Consider the following 16,960-nt stretch of genomic DNA (forward strand, 5'->3'; position numbering starts at 1 on the left):
GTTCCGCGCGGCTCCCCGCCGGAGCCGGCACTGCTTCGCAGCGAAGCAGCACCGACCGAGGCAGCCCGCGGACCAAACACATGAATCAACTGATCTTTTCGGGGCTCGAACTGATGAAAGCCGGTCGTAGCAAGCTTCGGACCGTGGGTAAGTGGGCAATGGGCGTGGCCGCGATGGCCGCTCCGCTGTTCGCCTTCGCCCAGGCCGCCAGCGATACATGGACCAACGCACCACACCGCTGGCAGCTCAACATGGGCCAGGGCGCCACTCCGCTGGCACACAACGCCTATGAGGCGCACATGCTGTCGCTGTGGATCTGCGTCGGCATCGGCATCCTGGTGTTTGGCGCCATGTTCGTGGCCATGTTCAAGTTCCGCCATTCCAAGGGCGCGGTGCCGGACAAGGACTTCACTCACAGCACCAAGCTGGAAATCATCTGGACGGTGATTCCGATCGCGCTGCTGGTCCTGATGGCCTTCCCGGCTACCAGCAAGCTGATCAACATGTACGACACCCGCGAATCGCAGATGACCGTGAAGGTCACCGGTTACCAGTGGATGTGGAAGTACGAGTACCTGGGTGAAGGCGTCAACTTCACCAGCCGTCTGGATCGCAAGAGCGACGAAATCCGCCAAAGCCATACGGATGCGCGTACCGCCAACCATCCGAACTACCTGCTCGACGTCGACAACGCCCTGGTGTTGCCGGCGCAGACCAAGATCCGCTTCGTCATCACCGCCGACGACGTGATTCATGCGTGGTGGGTGCCGGCGCTGGGCTGGAAGCAGGACGCCATCCCGGGGATCGTCAACGAGGCCTGGGCCGAAGTGGCCGAGCCGGGCGTGTATCGCGGCCAGTGCGCCGAGCTGTGCGGCAAGGACCACGGCTTCATGCCGATCGTCGTGCGAGTGCTGCCCAAGGCGGAATACACCGCGTGGCTGGCGGAACAGAAGGCGAAGAACGCGCCGGCGGCTCCTGCCGCCCCGGCCGCGCCGGCGCCGGCTGCTCCGGCTGAGGCCCCTGCCGCCGCAGCACCCGCTGCCGCTGCCATCGAAGCCCCGGCCGCTGCTGCGGTCGCCGGCTGATTCGAACGATTTACCGAGGCACGACCATGTCGACGCATTACGAAGCCGCGCACCCCGAAGTGCACCACGATGACCACGCCCACGATCACAAGCAGGGCTTCATCGAGCGCTGGTTCTTCTCGACCAATCACAAGGACATCGGCACCCTGTACCTGGTGTTCTCCTTCGTGATGTTCATCATCGGCGCGGCAATGTCGGTGGTGATCCGCGCCGAGCTGATGCAGCCGGGCCTGCAGTACGTCAAGCCCGAGTTCTTCAACCAGATGACCACCGTGCACGCGCTGGTCATGATCTTCGGTGGCGTGATGCCGGCCTTCGTCGGCCTGGCCAACTGGATGGTGCCGCTGCAGATCGGCGCGCCGGACATGGCGCTGCCGCGCATGAACAACTGGTCCTTCTGGATCATGCCGTTCGCCTTCACCCTGCTGCTCATGACCCTGTTCATGGACGGCGGCGCGCCGGCCGGCGGCTGGACGCTGTACCCGCCGCTGTCACTGCAGGGCGGCAACAACGTGGCTTTCGCGATCTTCGCGATCCACATGATGGGTATCAGCTCGATCATGGGCGCGATCAACATCATCGCCACCATCCTCAACATGCGCGCCCCGGGCGTGGACCTGCTGAAGATGCCGATCTTCTGCTGGACCTGGCTGATCACGGCGTTCCTGCTGATCGCAGTGATGCCGGTGCTCGCCGGCGCGGTGACGATGCTGCTGACCGACAAGTACGCGGGCACCTCGTTCTTCAACGCCGCCGGCGGCGGTGACCCGGTGATGTTCCAGCACATCTTCTGGTTCTTCGGTCACCCCGAGGTCTACATCATGATCCTGCCCGCCTTCGGCGTGGCTTCCGAGATCATCCCGACCTTCAGCCGCAAGCCGCTGTTCGGCTACCAGGCGATGGTCTACGCGACCGCATCGATCGCGTTCCTCTCGTTCATCGTGTGGGCGCACCACATGTTCACCGTCGGTATGCCGCTCGGTGGCGAGATCTACTTCATGTTCGCGACGATGCTGATCGCGGTGCCGACCGGCGTGAAGGTGTTTAACTGGGTTACCACGATGTGGCGCGGCTCGATCTCGTTCGAGTCGCCGATGCTGTGGGCGATCGCCTTCGTGATCCTGTTCACCATCGGCGGTTTCTCCGGCCTGATGCTCGCGATCGTGCCGGCGGACTTCCAGTACCACGACACCTACTTCGTCGTCGCGCACTTCCATTACGTGCTCGTCACCGGCGCGCTGTTCGGCATCATCGCCGGCGTGTACTACTGGTGGCCGAAGTGGACCGGCCGCATGGTCAACGAGACCCTGGGCAAGATCCATTTCTGGTGGACGATGGTATTCGTCAACCTGCTGTTCTTCCCGCAGCACTTCCTGGGCCTGGCCGGCATGCCGCGCCGTATCCCGGACTACAACGTCGTGTTCGCGGACTGGAACATGGTCAGCTCGATCGGCGCGTTCGGCATGTTCCTGACGCCGTTCTTCATGTTCTACGTCCTGTGGCACTCGAAGCGTAACGGCGCCAAGGCGAATGCCCGTGCCTGGGAAGGCGCGAAGGGCCTGGAGTGGACCGTGCCGAGCCCGGCGCCGCACCACACCTTCAGCGTGCCGCCGGTGATCCGCGACGGCGACCTGGCCCACGGCGACATCACGCACTAAGAACGACGCCGCGATGAGCCCGCAACTTCCGCTCCCGCCGAATGAAGCCGACGCACGCCGCAAGCGCGTGCGTCGCACGGCGCTGTGGATCGCGGCCTTCGCGGTGCTGGTCTATGTCGGCTTCATCGCCCTGGTAGGACTGTCGAAGTGAACGGCGAGCCGGCCAGCAACGCGCCCGCGCGCAAGGCGACCAGTGGCATCACCAGGATGGTGCTGGTCGCGATTGCGGCGTTCGCCTTCAGCTTCAGCCTGATCCCGCTGTATCGCATCGCCTGTGAGAAGGTGCTCGGCATTCGGTTGGAGCGCCAGGCGGCTACCGGTGTGCAGGAAAAGGCCGACGCACGTCTTATCACCGTGCAGTTCGACGGCGGCGTGAACTCCAAGCTGCCGTGGCAGTTCGCGCCGAACCAGCTGACCATGCAGGTTCACCCGGGCGAGCAGTACGAGACGAGCTACAAGGCGACCAACACCAGCGCGCGCGACATCGTCGGCAGCGCGGTTCCGTCGCTGGCACCGGCGCGCGCTTCGGGCTATTTCGCCAAGACCGAGTGCTTCTGCTTTACGGCGCAGACGCTCAAGGCCGGCGAGACCCGCGACATGCCGGTGCGCTTCATCGTCGATCCGAATTTGCCGGCCGACGTCAGCACCATCACGTTGTCCTACACCTTCTTCAAGAACGACGCGTTGACCGCGAAGCTGGCCGGTAGCTCGGCCGGTTCGCGCGCAGCGCCCTGATTTTTTCGCATAGCACTTACGGAACACCTGCCATGGCTCAAGCACACGCAGACGCCCACCACTACTTCGTGCCGCATAGCAGCCGATGGCCGTTCCTCGGCTCGATCGCGCTGTTCACCACCATGGTCGGTCTGGCCAGCTGGTTCAACGAGATCCACTGGGGCAAGGCCGTTTTCTTCTTCGGCATCGCGCTGATGTCCGGCGTGCTGTTTGGCTGGTTCGGCGACGTGATCCGCGAGTCGATCAAGGGCAACTACAACAAGCAGGTCGACACCTCGTTCCGCATGGGCATGGTGTGGTTCATCTTCTCCGAAGTGATGTTCTTCGCCGCGTTCTTCGGCGCCCTGTTCTATGCCCGCCAGTACGCGCTGCCGTGGCTGTCGGGTGAAGGCGACGGCGTGATGACCAACGCGCTGCTGTGGAACGGCTACACCGCCGGCTGGCCGACCAATGGTCCGGCGGGCGTGGGCGGTACGTTCTCGACCGTGCCGGCCTGGGGCCTGCCGCTGCTCAACACCCTGATCCTGCTGTCCTCGGGCGTGACCGTGACCATCGCGCACCATGCGCTGAAGGCCGGCCACCGCGGCACGCTGCTGACCTTCCTCGGCGCGACCGTGCTGCTGGGCTGCACCTTCCTGTACTTCCAGGGCAGCGAGTACATCGAGGCGTACAAGGAGTTCAACCTGACCCTGGGCTCGGGCATCTACGGTTCGACCTTCTTCATGCTCACCGGCTTCCACGGCGCACACGTGACGCTCGGCACGATCATGCTGGCGATCATCTGGTTCCGTTGCGCCAAGGGCCACTTCAACAAGGAACACCACTTCGCGTTCGAAGCGGTGGCCTGGTACTGGCACTTCGTCGACGTGGTGTGGCTGGGACTGTTCCTGTTCGTCTACGTGCTGTAAGACGAAACACGAAGGCCCGGGCTGAGGCTGAAAAGCCGCGGTCCCGGGCCTTTTGCTTTTTGCGGGAAAGCGCGGCGCACAGCGCCGCGGTGTATGCCGGGATGCGTTACGGGTTGCGGCCGACGCCGTGGAATTCGATCCAGCCCATCTTGGCGGCGATGATCACGCCGATGATCAGCGCGATGGACAGCGCGATGCGGCGGGTCAAGGCATTCACCGTGCGCTTGCTCTCGCCCTTATCGATGAGCATGTAGTACAGGCCGGCACCGAGGTTCCAGAGAATGAGGATCAGGACGGCGATGATCAGCAGGGTCTTCATGACGGCGCTCCAGCGCGGGCAGTGCCTGCCCAGGCACGCATTATCGCAGTCCCCGGGGAATCGCGCGTGAGTCGCCGCGGCAACCTCGTGATCGGCTGGACGTTGGCGCTGCTGGCGATCGCGCTGTTCGTACGCCTGGGCCTGTGGCAGGCGCAGCGCGCGGTCGAGAAGCAGTCGATGCTCGATGCGGTGGCGCAGGTGCTGGCACGGCGGCAGCCGGTGCCGTTGAGCCTGGCGGCGGATGCGAAGCGTCGAAGCGATTACGACTGGGCCGCAGGTTTCGGTCACTTCGACGAGCGCGGTCCTCTGTGGCTGGACAACCAGCAGCGCAACGGCCGGGCCGGTGTGCATGCGTACCGCGTGTTCCGCCCGGAAGGCGCGGCGCAGGCTTCTGGCCGACCTGTCCTGATCGATCTGGGCTGGCTGCCATTGCCGGCGAATCGCGCGATGCCGGCGATCGCGCTGCCGCGCGGGCGTGTCGAAGTGCGCGGCCTGCTGGTACCGCCGCCCTCGACGGGTATCGCGCTGGGCAGCGGCATGGCCGCGCAAGGCGACGGATGGGTGCTCACGCGCATCGACATGGCCGCGTTGTCGCGCACGTTGCAGCTCGCGCCGCCACTGGCGCCGCGCGTGCTGCGTCTGGATCCGGCACTGCCGCTGGGCTACGAACGCGACCTGCAACTGCTCGCCAATACGCTGCCGCCTGAGCGCCACCGCGGCTACTCCCTGCAATGGTTCGCGTTGGCCGCCGCCGTGCTGGTTACCGCCCTGATTCTGACGTTTCGCAAGGCCCGTCCATGACTAGTCCCGATCCTTCCCTCGCTCCGGACCGCCAGCTGCGCAATCGCAATCGCGTGATGCTGCTGGCGATCTTCGCGTTGTTCTTCGGCAGCCTGATCTTTGCCGGCGTGTTGCGCTTCTCCGGCTGGCGTCCCGCCGGCATGAAGAACAAGGGTGAGCTACTGCAGCCGCCGACCGATCTACGCGCGCAGACGCCCAAGCTGATCGACGGAAGCGAGTACCGCTGGACACCGATCAACCGTACCTGGCGCATCGCGATTGCGCCGCCGGCCGACTGCGGCGCCGAGTGCGCGAAGACCGCCAGTGACGTCTACAAGGTGTGGGAACTGCTTGGCCGCGAAGCCACGCGTGTGGACGTGTTGTGGCTGTGTGCCGGCACGCCGTGCGCAATGCCGGCGGGTGCGCCGAAACTCGCCAACCTGCGCATGCTGCAGGCCGCGCCCGAGCTGCGCGCGCAACTGCCGCGCGTGGACCAGGTCACCTACAAGGGCGGTCGCGGCGTGCCGGTCTATGTGATCGACCCGAATGGCTTCGTCATTCTGCGCTACGCTGCCGGCTCCGATCCGGGCGACCTGCGCTCCGACCTGGCCAAGCTGCTCAAGCTTAAGTAAGGCATCGCGCATGACCGCATTGACCAAACCGACCCGGAACTTCCACCGCATCGCGTGGCTCGCCGTCGCCCTCGCCCTGGGCGTGATCGTTTTCGGCGCCTTCGTGCGCCTATCGAACGCGGGCCTGAGTTGCCCCGACTGGCCGACCTGCTACGGTCGCGCCACCTGGCCCGCGGCCGCGCAGGAAGTCAGCCAGCATGCGGCGAGCGCAATCCGTCCGTTCGAGACGCACAAGGCCTGGCGCGAACAGGTGCACCGCATGATCGCGGGCCTGCTCGGCGTGCTCGTGTTGAGCCTGGCGTTGCTCGCCGCGCGCAAGCGTGCGCGTGCGGCGTGGCCGGTGATCGCCGCGGCCGCCCTGGTCGCGGTCGCGATCCCGCTGTACATGCAGGGTCTGCACGGGGCGGCGTCGGTACTCGCCGTGTTGGGTGAAGCGACATTGCTGGTATCCGCGTGGCGCTGGAGCAACAGTGACCTGAGTCGCGTCGCGGTGCTGACGCTGGCGGTGATCATCTTCCAGGCCCTGCTCGGCATGTGGACGGTGACCTGGCTGCTCAAGCCGATCGTCGTGATGGGGCATCTGCTCGGTGGTCTCACCACGTTCTCACTGCTGGTGTGGATGGCGTGGCGCGCGACCGACCAGCCGATCCGCCTGGCCGATGCGTTGTCGATGCGGCGCCTGGCGATGATCGGATTGGCGTTGCTGGCACTGCAGATCGCACTGGGTGGCTGGACCAGCGCCAACTACGCCGCGCTCGCCTGCGGCAACGATTTCCCGAAGTGCGTGGGCCAGTGGTGGCCGGCGCACGATTTCCGCGAAGGCTTCGTGTTGTGGCGCGGTGTCGGTGTGGATTACGAAGGCGGGATCCTCGATGGCCAGTCGCGCATCGCGATCCAGATGGCGCATCGCTTCATGGCTGCGGTGGTGTTCGTGTACCTGCTGTGGCTTGCGCTGAAGCTGCTGCGCACGCCCGGCATGCGCGGCTGGGGCGGGCTGCTGACGACCCTGGTGCTGGCGCAGGTCGGCCTCGGCATCGCCAATGTGAAACTGGGCCTGCCGCTGGGCGTGGCCGTGCTGCACAACGCCGGCGCCGCACTGCTGCTGTTCCTGCTGGTGTCGCTGCTCGCGCGCCTGCGCGCGCCGGAGCACTGAGCCGATGGGTGGGACGCTGCGCCAGTACTTCGACCTGACCAAGCCGCGCGTGGTCGCGCTGATCGTGTTCACTGCGTTGGTGGGCGCGTTGCTCGCGATCGACGGCCTGCCGACGCTGGAGGAAGCCCGACACGGTCTGCTTGGCTTCTTCGGCATCTGGCTCGCTGCTTCGAGCGCGGCCGCGATCAACCAGCTGCTCGATGCGCGCATCGACGCGAAGATGGCGCGCACGTCGTGGCGTCCGATCGTCGCCGGTCAGATCACGCCGAAGCAGGCGCTCGCCTTTGCCCTGATCCTCGGCGCGCTGTCGATGCTGGTGCTGGTGTTGTGGGTGAACGTCGTCACCGCGCTGCTTACCTTCGCGTCGCTGATCGGTTACGCGGTCATCTACACCGTGTTCCTCAAGCGCGCCACGCCGCAGAACATCGTGATCGGCGGCATCGCCGGCGCGGCGCCGCCGCTGCTCGGCTGGGCCTCGATCACCGGCATGCGCGGCGAATGGGACTGGCCGCATGCACTGCTGCTGGTACTGATCATCTTCGTATGGACGCCGCCGCATTTTTGGGCGCTGGCAATCTTCCGTCGCGAGGACTATCGCAAGGCGATGGTGCCGATGCTGCCGGTTACGCACGGCGTGCAGTACACGCGCTGGCAGATCCTGTTCTACACGCTGCTGCTGGTCGTGGTGACGGTGCTGCCGTTCGCGGCGGGCATGAGCGGATGGTTCTACCTCGGTGGTGCGCTGGTGCTGGGGGCGGGCTTCCTCTGGCACGCGTGGAAGTTGATGAATCCGCCGGACGAGCTGTACGCGATGAAGGTGTTCAGCTACTCCATCATCTATTTGATGGCGTTGTTCGCCTTCCTGCTCATCGATCATTGGCTGCTGCCGTGGCTGCAGCCGGCGGCGCCGTTCGCCTTCCAGAAGGTGGGCTGAGGCCCGACTCCCCAAACATCAACGAACGAGGTCCAGCATGCCCGTCCTGCGCAACCTGACGCTGTCGCTCCTATGCATGCTGCCGTTAGGAACGGCGCAGGCGCTCGATCATGGCAATGCGATCATCTCCGCCGCGCACATGCTGGATGTACGCACCGGCCGCATGCTCGACGACGTCGTCGTCGCGATCGAGGACGGTCACATCAAGCAGATCGCGCACGGTCCCGGCGCTGCGATCATAGGCTTGGACATGCCGCGCTACGACCTCGGCAACATGACGCTGTTGCCGGGCCTGATCGACATGCACGTGCATCTCGACAGCGATCCAACCTACGGCGGCTACACCGGCCTGCAGTTCGGCGATCGCTTCTGGTCGGTGCTGACCGTACCGCACGCGCAGAAGACGCTGATGGCCGGTTTCACCACGGTGCGCAATGTAGGCGCCGATGCCTGGAACGACGTTGGCCTGCGCCAGGCGATCGACCAGGGCAAGCTGGTCGGTCCGCGCGTGGTCACCGCGACCTACGCGGTCGGCGCCACCGGCGGCCACTGCGATTCCACGTTCTTCCCGCCGTCGATGGACGAGAAGAGCCCGTACAACATCGACAGCCCCGAAGAGGGGCGCAAGGTCGTGCGCACCCTGCGCAAGTACGGTGCGCAGGTGATCAAGATCTGCGCGACGGGCGGCGTGTTCTCGCACGGCGACGAGCCGGGCGCGCAGCAGCTCACGCTCGACGAGATGAAGGCGATCGTCGATGAGGCGCACATGGCCAGCATGAAGGTCGCCGCGCATGCGCACGGTGCGGCGGGCATCAAGGATGCGATCCGCGCCGGCGTCGATACCATCGAACACGCCAGCCTGATCGATGCCGAAGGCATCAAGCTGGCGAAGCAGCGCGGCGCCTGGCTGTCGATGGACATCTACAACACCGAGTACACCCAGTCCGAAGGCAAGAAGAACGGCGTGCTCGAAGACAATCTTCGCAAGGATCGCGAGATCGCCGATGTGCAGCGCGAGAACTTCCGCAAGGCGCATGCGGCGGGGGTGAAGATGGTCTTCGGCACCGATGCCGGCGTGTATCCGCACGGCGACAACGCCCGACAGTTCCGTTGGATGGTGAAGTACGGGATGACGCCAGTGCAGGCGATCCAGGCGGCGACGCTCAATGCTTCGCAGGCGCTGGGGCGCGAGGATCGCGGTGCGATCGAGGTGGGGCGTCTTGCCGATCTGATCGCGGTGTCGGGTGATCCGACGGCGGATGTGACGCTGTTGGAGTCGGTGCCGTTCGTGATGAAGGGCGGCGATGTGGTGAAGGATTCGCGCGGTAAGTAATTCCTTCGCGCAGCTCGGTTGTCATCCTGGAGCAAACTTTGCTGTTGCTCGTCATCCCGGCGGAAGTCGGGATCCAGCCTTTGCGTTCTCGCTGGTATGACGAGGAAGATCAACAGCTTCCGCCTCACGGCGGGTCACTTTCTTTGCTGGCCCAAAGAAAGTAACCAAAGAAATGGCCATCCTTGACACTGCACACCCATGGCTTCGTTGCTACGGGGATTTTTCGACACGCCATCCATGGCGCGGTCGAAAAACGGCGCGCATCCATGCGCGCCGCCCTTCGGGTCTTCATGTCGACGGGCGCGCAAGCCAAGACCAAGTAGCACGAAAGCTATTTCTTCTCCCCGCATCGCGAGGAGAAGACGCTCGAAGGGCAGACGCCCCGAAGAAAGCACCCTTGGGGTGTGAGGGGCGCTTTTGCTCTTGCTTTTGCAAAAAGGGTGATGGTCCCTGTTGCGCGCTACACAAATGCCAGCGTCGTCGTGGTTCCGCTGCCCTCACCCGATGCGACGGTCAGGCGCCAACCCAGGTGTTCGCACAGGCGTGCGATCAGATCCAGCCCGATGCCGTCGCCGCGGTCTCCCCCGCCGCGGGCCATGCGGGCGTAGATCGCGCTGATTTCCTCCGGTGTCATGCCGTGGCCGGGATCGATGATCACCACTCTGGCCGGCGCTTCCAATCGCACCGTTATTTCGCCGCGGTCGCTGTGTTCGATCGCATTGCGCAGCAGGTTGCCGATGGCGGCCTGCACGATCGGCAGCGGGGCGGCGATCTCGATCGAGGGCGGCGGTGCGAGGGCAACGGTCAAGGCCTTGTCGCGCGTGAGATGCAGGTGATCCTCGATGATCTCCGGCAGCAGCTCGTCGAGGGCGACGCGTTCGTTCGACCGCGCCAGTCGCGCCGGGTCCTTGGCCAGGACCAGCAACAATGAAATCAACTGCTCGACATCGCGTGCCGTGCGGTGGATGCGGCCAAGGTGTTGCTGCGCGACAGGCGGCAGCCCTGGCTGCTGCAGCGCCAGTTCGGCGGAACCAGAGATCACCGCGACCGGGGTGCGCAGTTCGTGACTGGCGGTGTCGATGAAGGCGCGCTCGCGTTCGACGAAGCGGGCATTGCGTTGCAGGTAGTCGTTGAGCGCGGAGGAGATCACGTGCAGTTCGGAACTGGTCGACTCGCGCACGTCGACATGCTGTGCCGGCTGGTCGGGACGCAGTTCGCCGATCTGCTCGGCCATGCGACTCAGCGGGCCTACCATCCGGTTCGCCATCCAGGCCACGATCAGGCCCAACACGACGATCAATCCGAGCGCCACGCCAACCACGTTCACTGCGGTGTGCACTTCGCGTTGCTCGAAATCGGTGACGTCGAGCGTCAGCAGCAGGGTGCGACCATCGACGCGCCGGATCAGCGCGACGTAATTACTTCCGTCGATGTCGATGTCATCGTGCAGCCCCGGCCCATAGCCGCGCAGCACTGGCGGCAGCGCGGGATCGCGACTGTCGTAGAGCGCCATCGTATTGGTGTTGCTCCAGCGGTAGCCGGGTTCCCCGTGCATGCGCTCGACCGCGTGATCGAGTTCGGAATTGAGCATCGCGCGCCACACCAGACGCTCGGCGCGCTCGTGCACGAGGTTGCCTTGTGCGATGACGACCATCGAGAGCAGGACCACATACGCGAGCAGGGCCAGCAGCAAGCGGCTGCGCAGGCTGCGCAAATGAGTGGGAGGCTTCGCCTCGTGGGTCATTCGTCGATCTCCGAGCCGTCAGTCGCCGCCAGGCGATAGCCGACGCGTGGCAGGGTATGGATCAGCTTCTCGGCGAAGGGGCCGTCGACACTGCGGCGCAGTTCGTACACGTGGGAGCGCAGCATGTCGCCGTCGGGCGGGCTGTCGCCCCAGAGCCCGCGCTCGAGGCGCTCGCGCGATACCGCGGCGGGACTGGCCTGCATCAGCAGTTCCAGCAGCTTGCGGCAGGCCGGATACAGGTGCAGCGAGCGACCGGCGCGCGTGACTTCGAGCGTGGCCAGGTCGTAGCGCAGGTCGGCCACCTGCAGGACGCGCCGCGCCCGCCCGTTGGCGCGCGAGAGGAGGGCCTCCAGGCGTACCTCGAGCTCGGGCAGGTCGAAAGGCTTGGTGAGGTAGTCGTTGGCGCCGCTGCGGAAGCCGCTGACCTTGTCGTCGAGCTGTGTACGCGCGGTGAGCAGGAGCACCGGCACTTCGCGACCGGCGTCGCGCAGGCGCGTGAGCACCTCGCGCCCGTCCATACGCGGCAGCATCCAGTCGAGCACGATCGCGTCGTAATCCTGCGTCAGGGCGAGGTGCAGGCCGGTGGGACCGTCGGGCGCGGCGTCGAGGGTGTAGCCGCGCGCTTCGAAATACTCGAACAGGTTCGCGACCAGGTTCCGGTTGTCCTCTACCACCAGCAGCCGCATGTGTTCTCCCAGCTCGAGGCCGTACGACCGGCCAGAATCGCTCCAGGGCTGTCGTAACGCCGTTGCAGCGGGTTGGACGATAGCATCGTGAATTGAGGCTGCCACCGGCGCGCATTCGCGTAAATGTGAACCACGGCAAGCCTCTTAACGCATTGCGAATCCTGCTCCTACCGTTCTCCGACAGCGCCGGCCCGAGCATGGCCGCGGCCTCCCGGCCCAGCCGCCAGACCGTAGTCGCATGCCTGTTTCCCCCCTCCCCGTCGCTCCCGTCGCCGACGGCCCTGCCGTCGCGCCAGCGACCGAGGCCTGGTCGACCTGGCAGGACCCGGATTTCGCCCGCCGTCACCTGGTTTGGCCGCTGCTGGCCATCGCCGCGCTGTTCGCGGTCGCGAACCTGCTGCACGCCGATTTTTGGCTGGCAGACCGGCTCTATGCCTTGGAAGGCCATGCCTGGGCCCTGCGCCATGTCTGGACGACCCAATACCTGATCCATTTGCTGGGCCGCGATCTAAGCACCGCAGCCTGGTTGACCGTACTTGCCGCCTGGCTGGTGGCCTGTGCGCGCCCGAGTTGGGGTCATTTGCGCCGGCCGCTGGGGTACCTGCTGGTGGCCACGGCGCTGTCGACGCTGCTGGTCGCGGGCCTGAAATCCTGGTCGAACGTCGATTGCCCCTGGGACCTGGCCCGCTACGGCGGCGCGCGGCCCTATATCGGCCTGTTCGAGCTTCGCCCGGTCGGGCTCGGGCGCGGCAAGTGCTTCCCCGCCGGACATGCCAGTGGCGGCTATACCTGGCTGGCCTTGTACTTCTTCCTGGGCGCGGTGAAGCCCCGCTGGCGCTGGGCCGGCCTGTCGGTCGGCCTCGGGTTCGGCGTGCTGTTCGGCATTTCCCAGCAGCTGCGCGGCGCGCATTTCCTCTCGCACGACCTGGCGGCCCTGGCGATCTGCTGGAGTTGCGCGGTCCTGGTGCACCGGGCCTTCTGGCGCGATAACTTGGCGCCCTCGCGCCCTACCGACTGTGTGACCGCACCATGAGTGTCAACGACGTTCTGCCCGCCAGGCGCTCCGCGCGTCCGGCGAAACCGCTGACGCGCCTGCTCCAGGCACGACCTCAGATCGGCAGCGACACGCTGCTGGTCCTGGCCAGCCTGTATTTCGCGCTGGCCAGCAACCAGACCTTCTTCCGTGCCGTGGCCGCCACCGGTGCGTTGCACGGTACCCAGGGTGCGTTCACCGGCATCAGCCTGTTCGTGGCGATCGTCGCGCTCCACACCCTGATGCTGGGCGTCCTGCTCAACCGCTGGATCGCGAAACCGCTGCTGACCGTGCTGCTGATCGCGAGCGCCGCGGCCTCGCATTTCATGTCGACGTACACGGTGTATCTCGACGCGGACATGCTGCGCAACATCCTGCATACCGACGGCAAGGAGTCGCGCGAACTCGTCTCGCTGGCCGCATTGCCCTCGCTGCTGCTAGGTGGCGTGCTGCCTGCGGTGCTGCTGTGGCGCCTGCGCATCCGTCCGCGCTCGCTGCCGCGCGCGCTGCTGATGCGCGCGGGCACGCTGGTGCTTGCCGCGCTGATGCTGGCCGCCGCGTTGATGGCCTCGTTCCAGAGCGTTTCGGCGCTGATGCGCAACCATCACGAGCTGCGCTACCTGATCACGCCGGGCAATTACCTGACCTCGCTGCTGACCGTTGCCCGCGACGCGAACGCCGACCGCAACCGCCCGCGCGAACCGGTGGGCACGCACGCCAAGGTCGTGGGGCGCCCGGTCGCCGCCAAACCGCGCCTGCTGGTGCTGGTGGTCGGCGAGACCGTGCGCGCGCAGAACTGGGGGCTCAACGGTTACACGCGCCAGACCACGCCGCAGCTGGCCGCACTGGCGCAGCAGTCGGCCGGCCCGGTGAATTTCGATAACGTGTCGTCGTGCGGTTCCAGCACCGAAATTTCCCTGCCGTGCATGTTCTCGCCCTATGGGCGGGCGAATTACGACAAGGACAAGATCCAGCATTCCGAATCGTTGTTGCACGTGCTCGAGCACGCCGGCATCCGCACGCTGTGGCGCGACAACCAGACCGGTTGCAAGGGCGTGTGCGAAGGCCTGGCGTTCGAGTCGTTCGAACACGGTGCCGTGCCCGGCGCGTGCACGCACGACGGCTGCTTCGACGAAGCCATGCTGCACGGACTGTCGGAACGCATCGCCGCGCAGCCCGGCGACCAGGTCATCGTCCTGCATCAGCTCGGCAATCACGGGCCGGCGTACTACGCGCGCTATCCGGCCGCGTTTCGTCACTACACGCCGGCGTGCGAAACCTCCGACCTCGACCGCTGCAGCCGCGAGCAGATCGTCAACGCCTACGACAACGCAGTGACGTACACCGATCATTTCCTCGCGCGCACGATCGCTCTGCTCGGCGAGCAAACCGGCCGCGACACGGCGTTGATCTATCTGTCCGACCACGGCGAATCGCTGGGCGAGAACGGGCTGTACCTGCACGGCGTGCCTTATGCCATCGCCCCGGACACGCAGACGCGCGTGCCGCTGCTGGTGTGGCTGTCGCCGCAGTTTGCCGCGACCCGTGGCGTCGATGTGGGATGCCTGCGCCAGCGCAGCGCCGAGGCGGTCAGTCAGGACAACCTGTTCCACTCGGTGCTGGGCCTCATGCAGGTGCGCACGCCCGAGTACAACGCCGGACTCGATCTGTTCGCGCGCTGCCAAAGTGCGCCCGGAAGTGCGCCGTTGGCAGAGAGCGTGGCGCCGCCGCGACGAACCAGCGGCTAAGCGCCACGAAACAAGAAACGGCCCGCATCGCTGCGGGCCGTTTGCTTTTCGCACTGCAGGATCGCGTTACTTGGCGAGCAGATTTTGCTGCCAGAACAGGATCGTAGCTGCACCGTAGTAATCGTTGTTGGCCTTCTTCTTGAAGCCGTGGCCTTCGTCGTTGAACAACAGGTACCACACCGGCTGGCCGTTGCCGCGCACCGCCTTCACGATCTGCTCGGCCTCGGTGTACGGCACGCGCGGATCGTTCTTGCCCTGGGCCACGAACAACCGCGACTTGATCCGCTGGGGATGCCGCGCCGGCGAAATTTGCGCGAACACCTTCTGCATTTCCGACGTGCGTTCGTCACCGTATTCGGCCCGACGCAGGTCTCGACGGTAGCTCTCGGTGTTGGTGAGGAAGGTGGTGAAGTCGGAGATGCCGACGATGTCGACGCCGGCACGGATCCGGTCGCTGTAATGCATCAGCGAGGCCAGCACCATGTAGCCGCCATAGCTGCCGCCCTGTACTGCGATGCGGGAGGCATCGAGTTCTGGCTGCTTCGCGATCCAGTCGAGCAGGGCGCCGATATCCTTGACCGAATCCTCGCGCCTCTCGGCGTTGTCGAGCGCCAGATAGGTCTTGCCGTAGCCCGCCGAGCCGCGCACATTCGGCACCAGCATCGCCACGCCCAGCTCGTTGGCGAGGAACTGCGCGGTCGGGCTGAAGGTCGGCTGCGACTGGCTCTCCGGGCCGCCGTGGATGTTGATCACCACCGGCAACTTCGTGCCGGCGGGGACATTGGCGGGGCGGTAGTAGAACGCGGGAATGCTGCGAGTCTTGCCGTTGACCTTGTCGAAGGTCGGATAGCGGATCAGCGTCGGCGCGACGAACTTGCTGGCATCGAGACCGCCAACTTCGCTCTGCGTCCAGCGCGTGAGCTTCGCACTCGCCAGATCGATCACGTACACGTCGCTGGGCGACGTCGCGCTGTTGAGCGTCAGCGCCAGGCGCTGGCCGTCCGGCGAGAAATTGAAGCCGCCGAGCACGCCGATCGGCAGCGCCGGCAGCTTCACTTCGCCGTGCGACGGCAGTGCGAGCACATGCAGCTTGCTGATGCCGTCCTCGTTGGTGGCGTAGGCCAGATGCTGCCCATCTTCGGCAATGGTGAAGCCGTCGACGTCCCACGGGATGTTGCGCGTGAGCACTTCGAACTTGCCGTTGGCCGGATCGTGATAGCGCAGGGTCTGGAATTCCTGTGCCTTGCCATCCAGCGGTTCATCGGAGACGAAGTACACCGCGCGACCATCCGGTGCAAACGCGAAGCCGCCGAATGCGGCCTTGCCGCCATCGACCGGGAACATCTCGAGCTTGCCGGTCTCGACATCGACCACGCCTGGATACGACTCGGCAGCGGACACGTATTTCGTAACCAGCAGGCGCTTGCCATCGGGCGAGAAGTCCTGCGCGTTCCAGCTGCCGCCTTCGGTCACCAGCAGCTTGGCCGTACCGGTGGCGATGTCGCGCACCCAGATGTCGGTATCGCTGCCGTTGCGCGCGGTGCTGCTGTAGGCCATGCGCGAACCGTCACGCGTGAACAGCGCGCCGCCGTTCTGCGAGCGCTTGCCGTCGGTCAGCAGCGTGGTGTTGCGCGAGGCGAAGTCGAACCAGAACAGCTGCGAGAACTCGTCGCCGCCCTTGTCCTTGCTGAAGACGAAGCCATCGAGCTTCGAGGTCGACGGCGCGATGGTCATGCCGCCCAGCGGTTCGGGATAGAAGGTCAGCTGTTCACGCATGCCCAGCGGCTGGCACACGCGGTGTGCTTGTGCGGTCTCCGCGAAACGCGTGTTGATCAGCAGGCAGCCATCCCGGGTCCAACCCGCGAGGCCAGCGCCGCGCGTGTTCTGGTAACGGTTGAGTTGTTCGAGCAGTTCGGCCGGAATGGCCGGAATGTTCTCGCTGACGCGATTGCCGACTTCCTCGCGCTTCACATCACCTGTCGTGGACTGGGCGAAAGCGGGCAGACAAGCAAGCGCCAGCATGGCGGCAGGCAGGGTGCGACGGATGGGCATGGCTAGATTCCCCGGGACGATGTCGCGAGCTTAGCGCCCCAACGCTTTGCCTCGTCCGGCCTGAAGGCATGCCTTTTTGATGCTGTCCCGAACCGCACGCCTTGCTGCGGACGACCCCTCGCCCCGCGTGCGGGGTGAAGGCGGGCGTTCATGCGCCACT

Annotated in this window: 16 protein-coding genes; 12 read left to right on the plus strand and 4 right to left on the minus strand. The window is 65.6% G+C overall.

What is annotated here, in order from left to right; all coding sequences use genetic code 11:
- Positions 1-113: 113 nt before the first annotated feature.
- Genes coxB through ACYVGK_RS14780 form a run of 5 tightly spaced genes read left to right on the plus strand, consistent with a single transcriptional unit; the run spans position 114 to position 4,386 of the window.
- Positions 114-1,085, plus strand: coding sequence for a cytochrome c oxidase subunit II (gene coxB / locus ACYVGK_RS14760; RefSeq protein WP_460735618.1), 972 nt, complete (start codon positions 114-116; stop codon positions 1,083-1,085).
- Positions 1,086-1,111: 26 nt separating this feature from the next.
- Complete coding sequence (ctaD, locus tag ACYVGK_RS14765; protein ID WP_460735037.1) at positions 1,112-2,743, plus strand: cytochrome c oxidase subunit I; 1,632 nt, start codon at positions 1,112-1,114, stop codon at positions 2,741-2,743.
- Between the two features lie 13 nt (positions 2,744-2,756).
- Positions 2,757-2,894, plus strand: a complete 138-nt coding sequence (locus tag ACYVGK_RS14770; protein ID WP_460735039.1) for a hypothetical protein — start codon at positions 2,757-2,759, stop codon at positions 2,892-2,894.
- The gene (locus ACYVGK_RS14775; protein ID WP_460735041.1) at positions 2,891-3,478 is read left to right on the plus strand and encodes a cytochrome c oxidase assembly protein; all 588 of its coding nucleotides are present in this window, start codon (positions 2,891-2,893) and stop codon (positions 3,476-3,478) included. Before ACYVGK_RS14770 ends, ACYVGK_RS14775 begins: the two co-directional genes overlap by 4 nt.
- Positions 3,479-3,510: 32 nt before the next feature.
- Positions 3,511-4,386: a cytochrome c oxidase subunit 3 gene (locus ACYVGK_RS14780; protein ID WP_460735043.1), complete on the plus strand. Its 876-nt coding sequence runs from the start codon at positions 3,511-3,513 to the stop codon at positions 4,384-4,386.
- Positions 4,387-4,492: 106 nt separating this feature from the next.
- Here the strand turns inward: ACYVGK_RS14780 and ACYVGK_RS14785 are convergent, their stop codons facing one another.
- On the minus strand, positions 4,493-4,705 hold the full coding sequence (locus ACYVGK_RS14785) for a twin transmembrane helix small protein (protein ID WP_460735045.1): 213 nt from the start codon (positions 4,703-4,705) through the stop codon (positions 4,493-4,495).
- Positions 4,706-4,771: 66 nt separating this feature from the next.
- On the opposite strand from ACYVGK_RS14785, the gene ACYVGK_RS14790 reads away from it, so the two are divergent.
- The 5 genes from ACYVGK_RS14790 to ACYVGK_RS14810 are packed head-to-tail and all read left to right on the plus strand — an operon-like array spanning position 4,772 to position 9,537.
- A complete protein-coding gene (locus ACYVGK_RS14790; RefSeq protein WP_460735047.1) occupies positions 4,772-5,506 on the plus strand; it encodes an SURF1 family protein in 735 nt (244 codons plus the stop codon).
- Positions 5,503-6,117, plus strand: coding sequence for a hypothetical protein (locus ACYVGK_RS14795; protein ID WP_460735049.1), 615 nt, complete (start codon positions 5,503-5,505; stop codon positions 6,115-6,117). The genes ACYVGK_RS14790 and ACYVGK_RS14795 overlap by 4 nt, the downstream gene beginning before the upstream one ends.
- Before the next feature lie 10 nt (positions 6,118-6,127).
- Positions 6,128-7,270 (plus strand): COX15/CtaA family protein, encoded by a 1,143-nt coding sequence (locus ACYVGK_RS14800; RefSeq protein WP_460735051.1) that lies wholly within the window; start codon positions 6,128-6,130, stop codon positions 7,268-7,270.
- A 4-nt stretch (positions 7,271-7,274) separates the two neighbouring features.
- Entirely contained in the window at positions 7,275-8,204 is a 930-nt protein-coding gene (gene cyoE, locus ACYVGK_RS14805; RefSeq protein WP_460735053.1) for a heme o synthase, read from the plus strand.
- A gap of 37 nt (positions 8,205-8,241) precedes the next feature.
- A complete protein-coding gene (locus ACYVGK_RS14810) occupies positions 8,242-9,537 on the plus strand; it encodes a Xaa-Pro dipeptidase (RefSeq protein WP_460735055.1) in 1,296 nt (431 codons plus the stop codon).
- A gap of 460 nt (positions 9,538-9,997) precedes the next feature.
- Here ACYVGK_RS14810 and ACYVGK_RS14815 read toward each other — a convergent pair whose 3' ends face one another.
- Both ACYVGK_RS14815 and ACYVGK_RS14820 read right to left on the minus strand, forming a co-directional pair.
- Positions 9,998-11,281, minus strand: a complete 1,284-nt coding sequence (locus ACYVGK_RS14815; protein ID WP_460735057.1) for a sensor histidine kinase — start codon at positions 11,279-11,281, stop codon at positions 9,998-10,000.
- The gene (locus ACYVGK_RS14820; protein ID WP_460735059.1) at positions 11,278-11,967 is read right to left on the minus strand and encodes a response regulator transcription factor; all 690 of its coding nucleotides are present in this window, start codon (positions 11,965-11,967) and stop codon (positions 11,278-11,280) included. Before ACYVGK_RS14820 ends, ACYVGK_RS14815 begins: the two co-directional genes overlap by 4 nt.
- A gap of 238 nt (positions 11,968-12,205) precedes the next feature.
- Here ACYVGK_RS14820 and ACYVGK_RS14825 point away from each other — a divergent pair, with 238 nt between their 5' ends.
- Positions 12,206-13,000, plus strand: coding sequence for a phosphatase PAP2 family protein (locus tag ACYVGK_RS14825; protein WP_460735061.1), 795 nt, complete (start codon positions 12,206-12,208; stop codon positions 12,998-13,000).
- Complete coding sequence (locus ACYVGK_RS14830) at positions 12,997-14,748, plus strand: phosphoethanolamine transferase (RefSeq protein ID WP_460735063.1); 1,752 nt, start codon at positions 12,997-12,999, stop codon at positions 14,746-14,748. Before ACYVGK_RS14825 ends, ACYVGK_RS14830 begins: the two co-directional genes overlap by 4 nt.
- Positions 14,749-14,814: 66 nt before the next feature.
- Here the strand turns inward: ACYVGK_RS14830 and ACYVGK_RS14835 are convergent, their stop codons facing one another.
- A complete protein-coding gene (locus tag ACYVGK_RS14835; RefSeq protein WP_460735065.1) occupies positions 14,815-16,800 on the minus strand; it encodes a S9 family peptidase in 1,986 nt (661 codons plus the stop codon).
- Positions 16,801-16,960 lie beyond the last annotated feature (160 nt).

Source organism: Lysobacter tyrosinilyticus, from assembly GCF_054779815.1.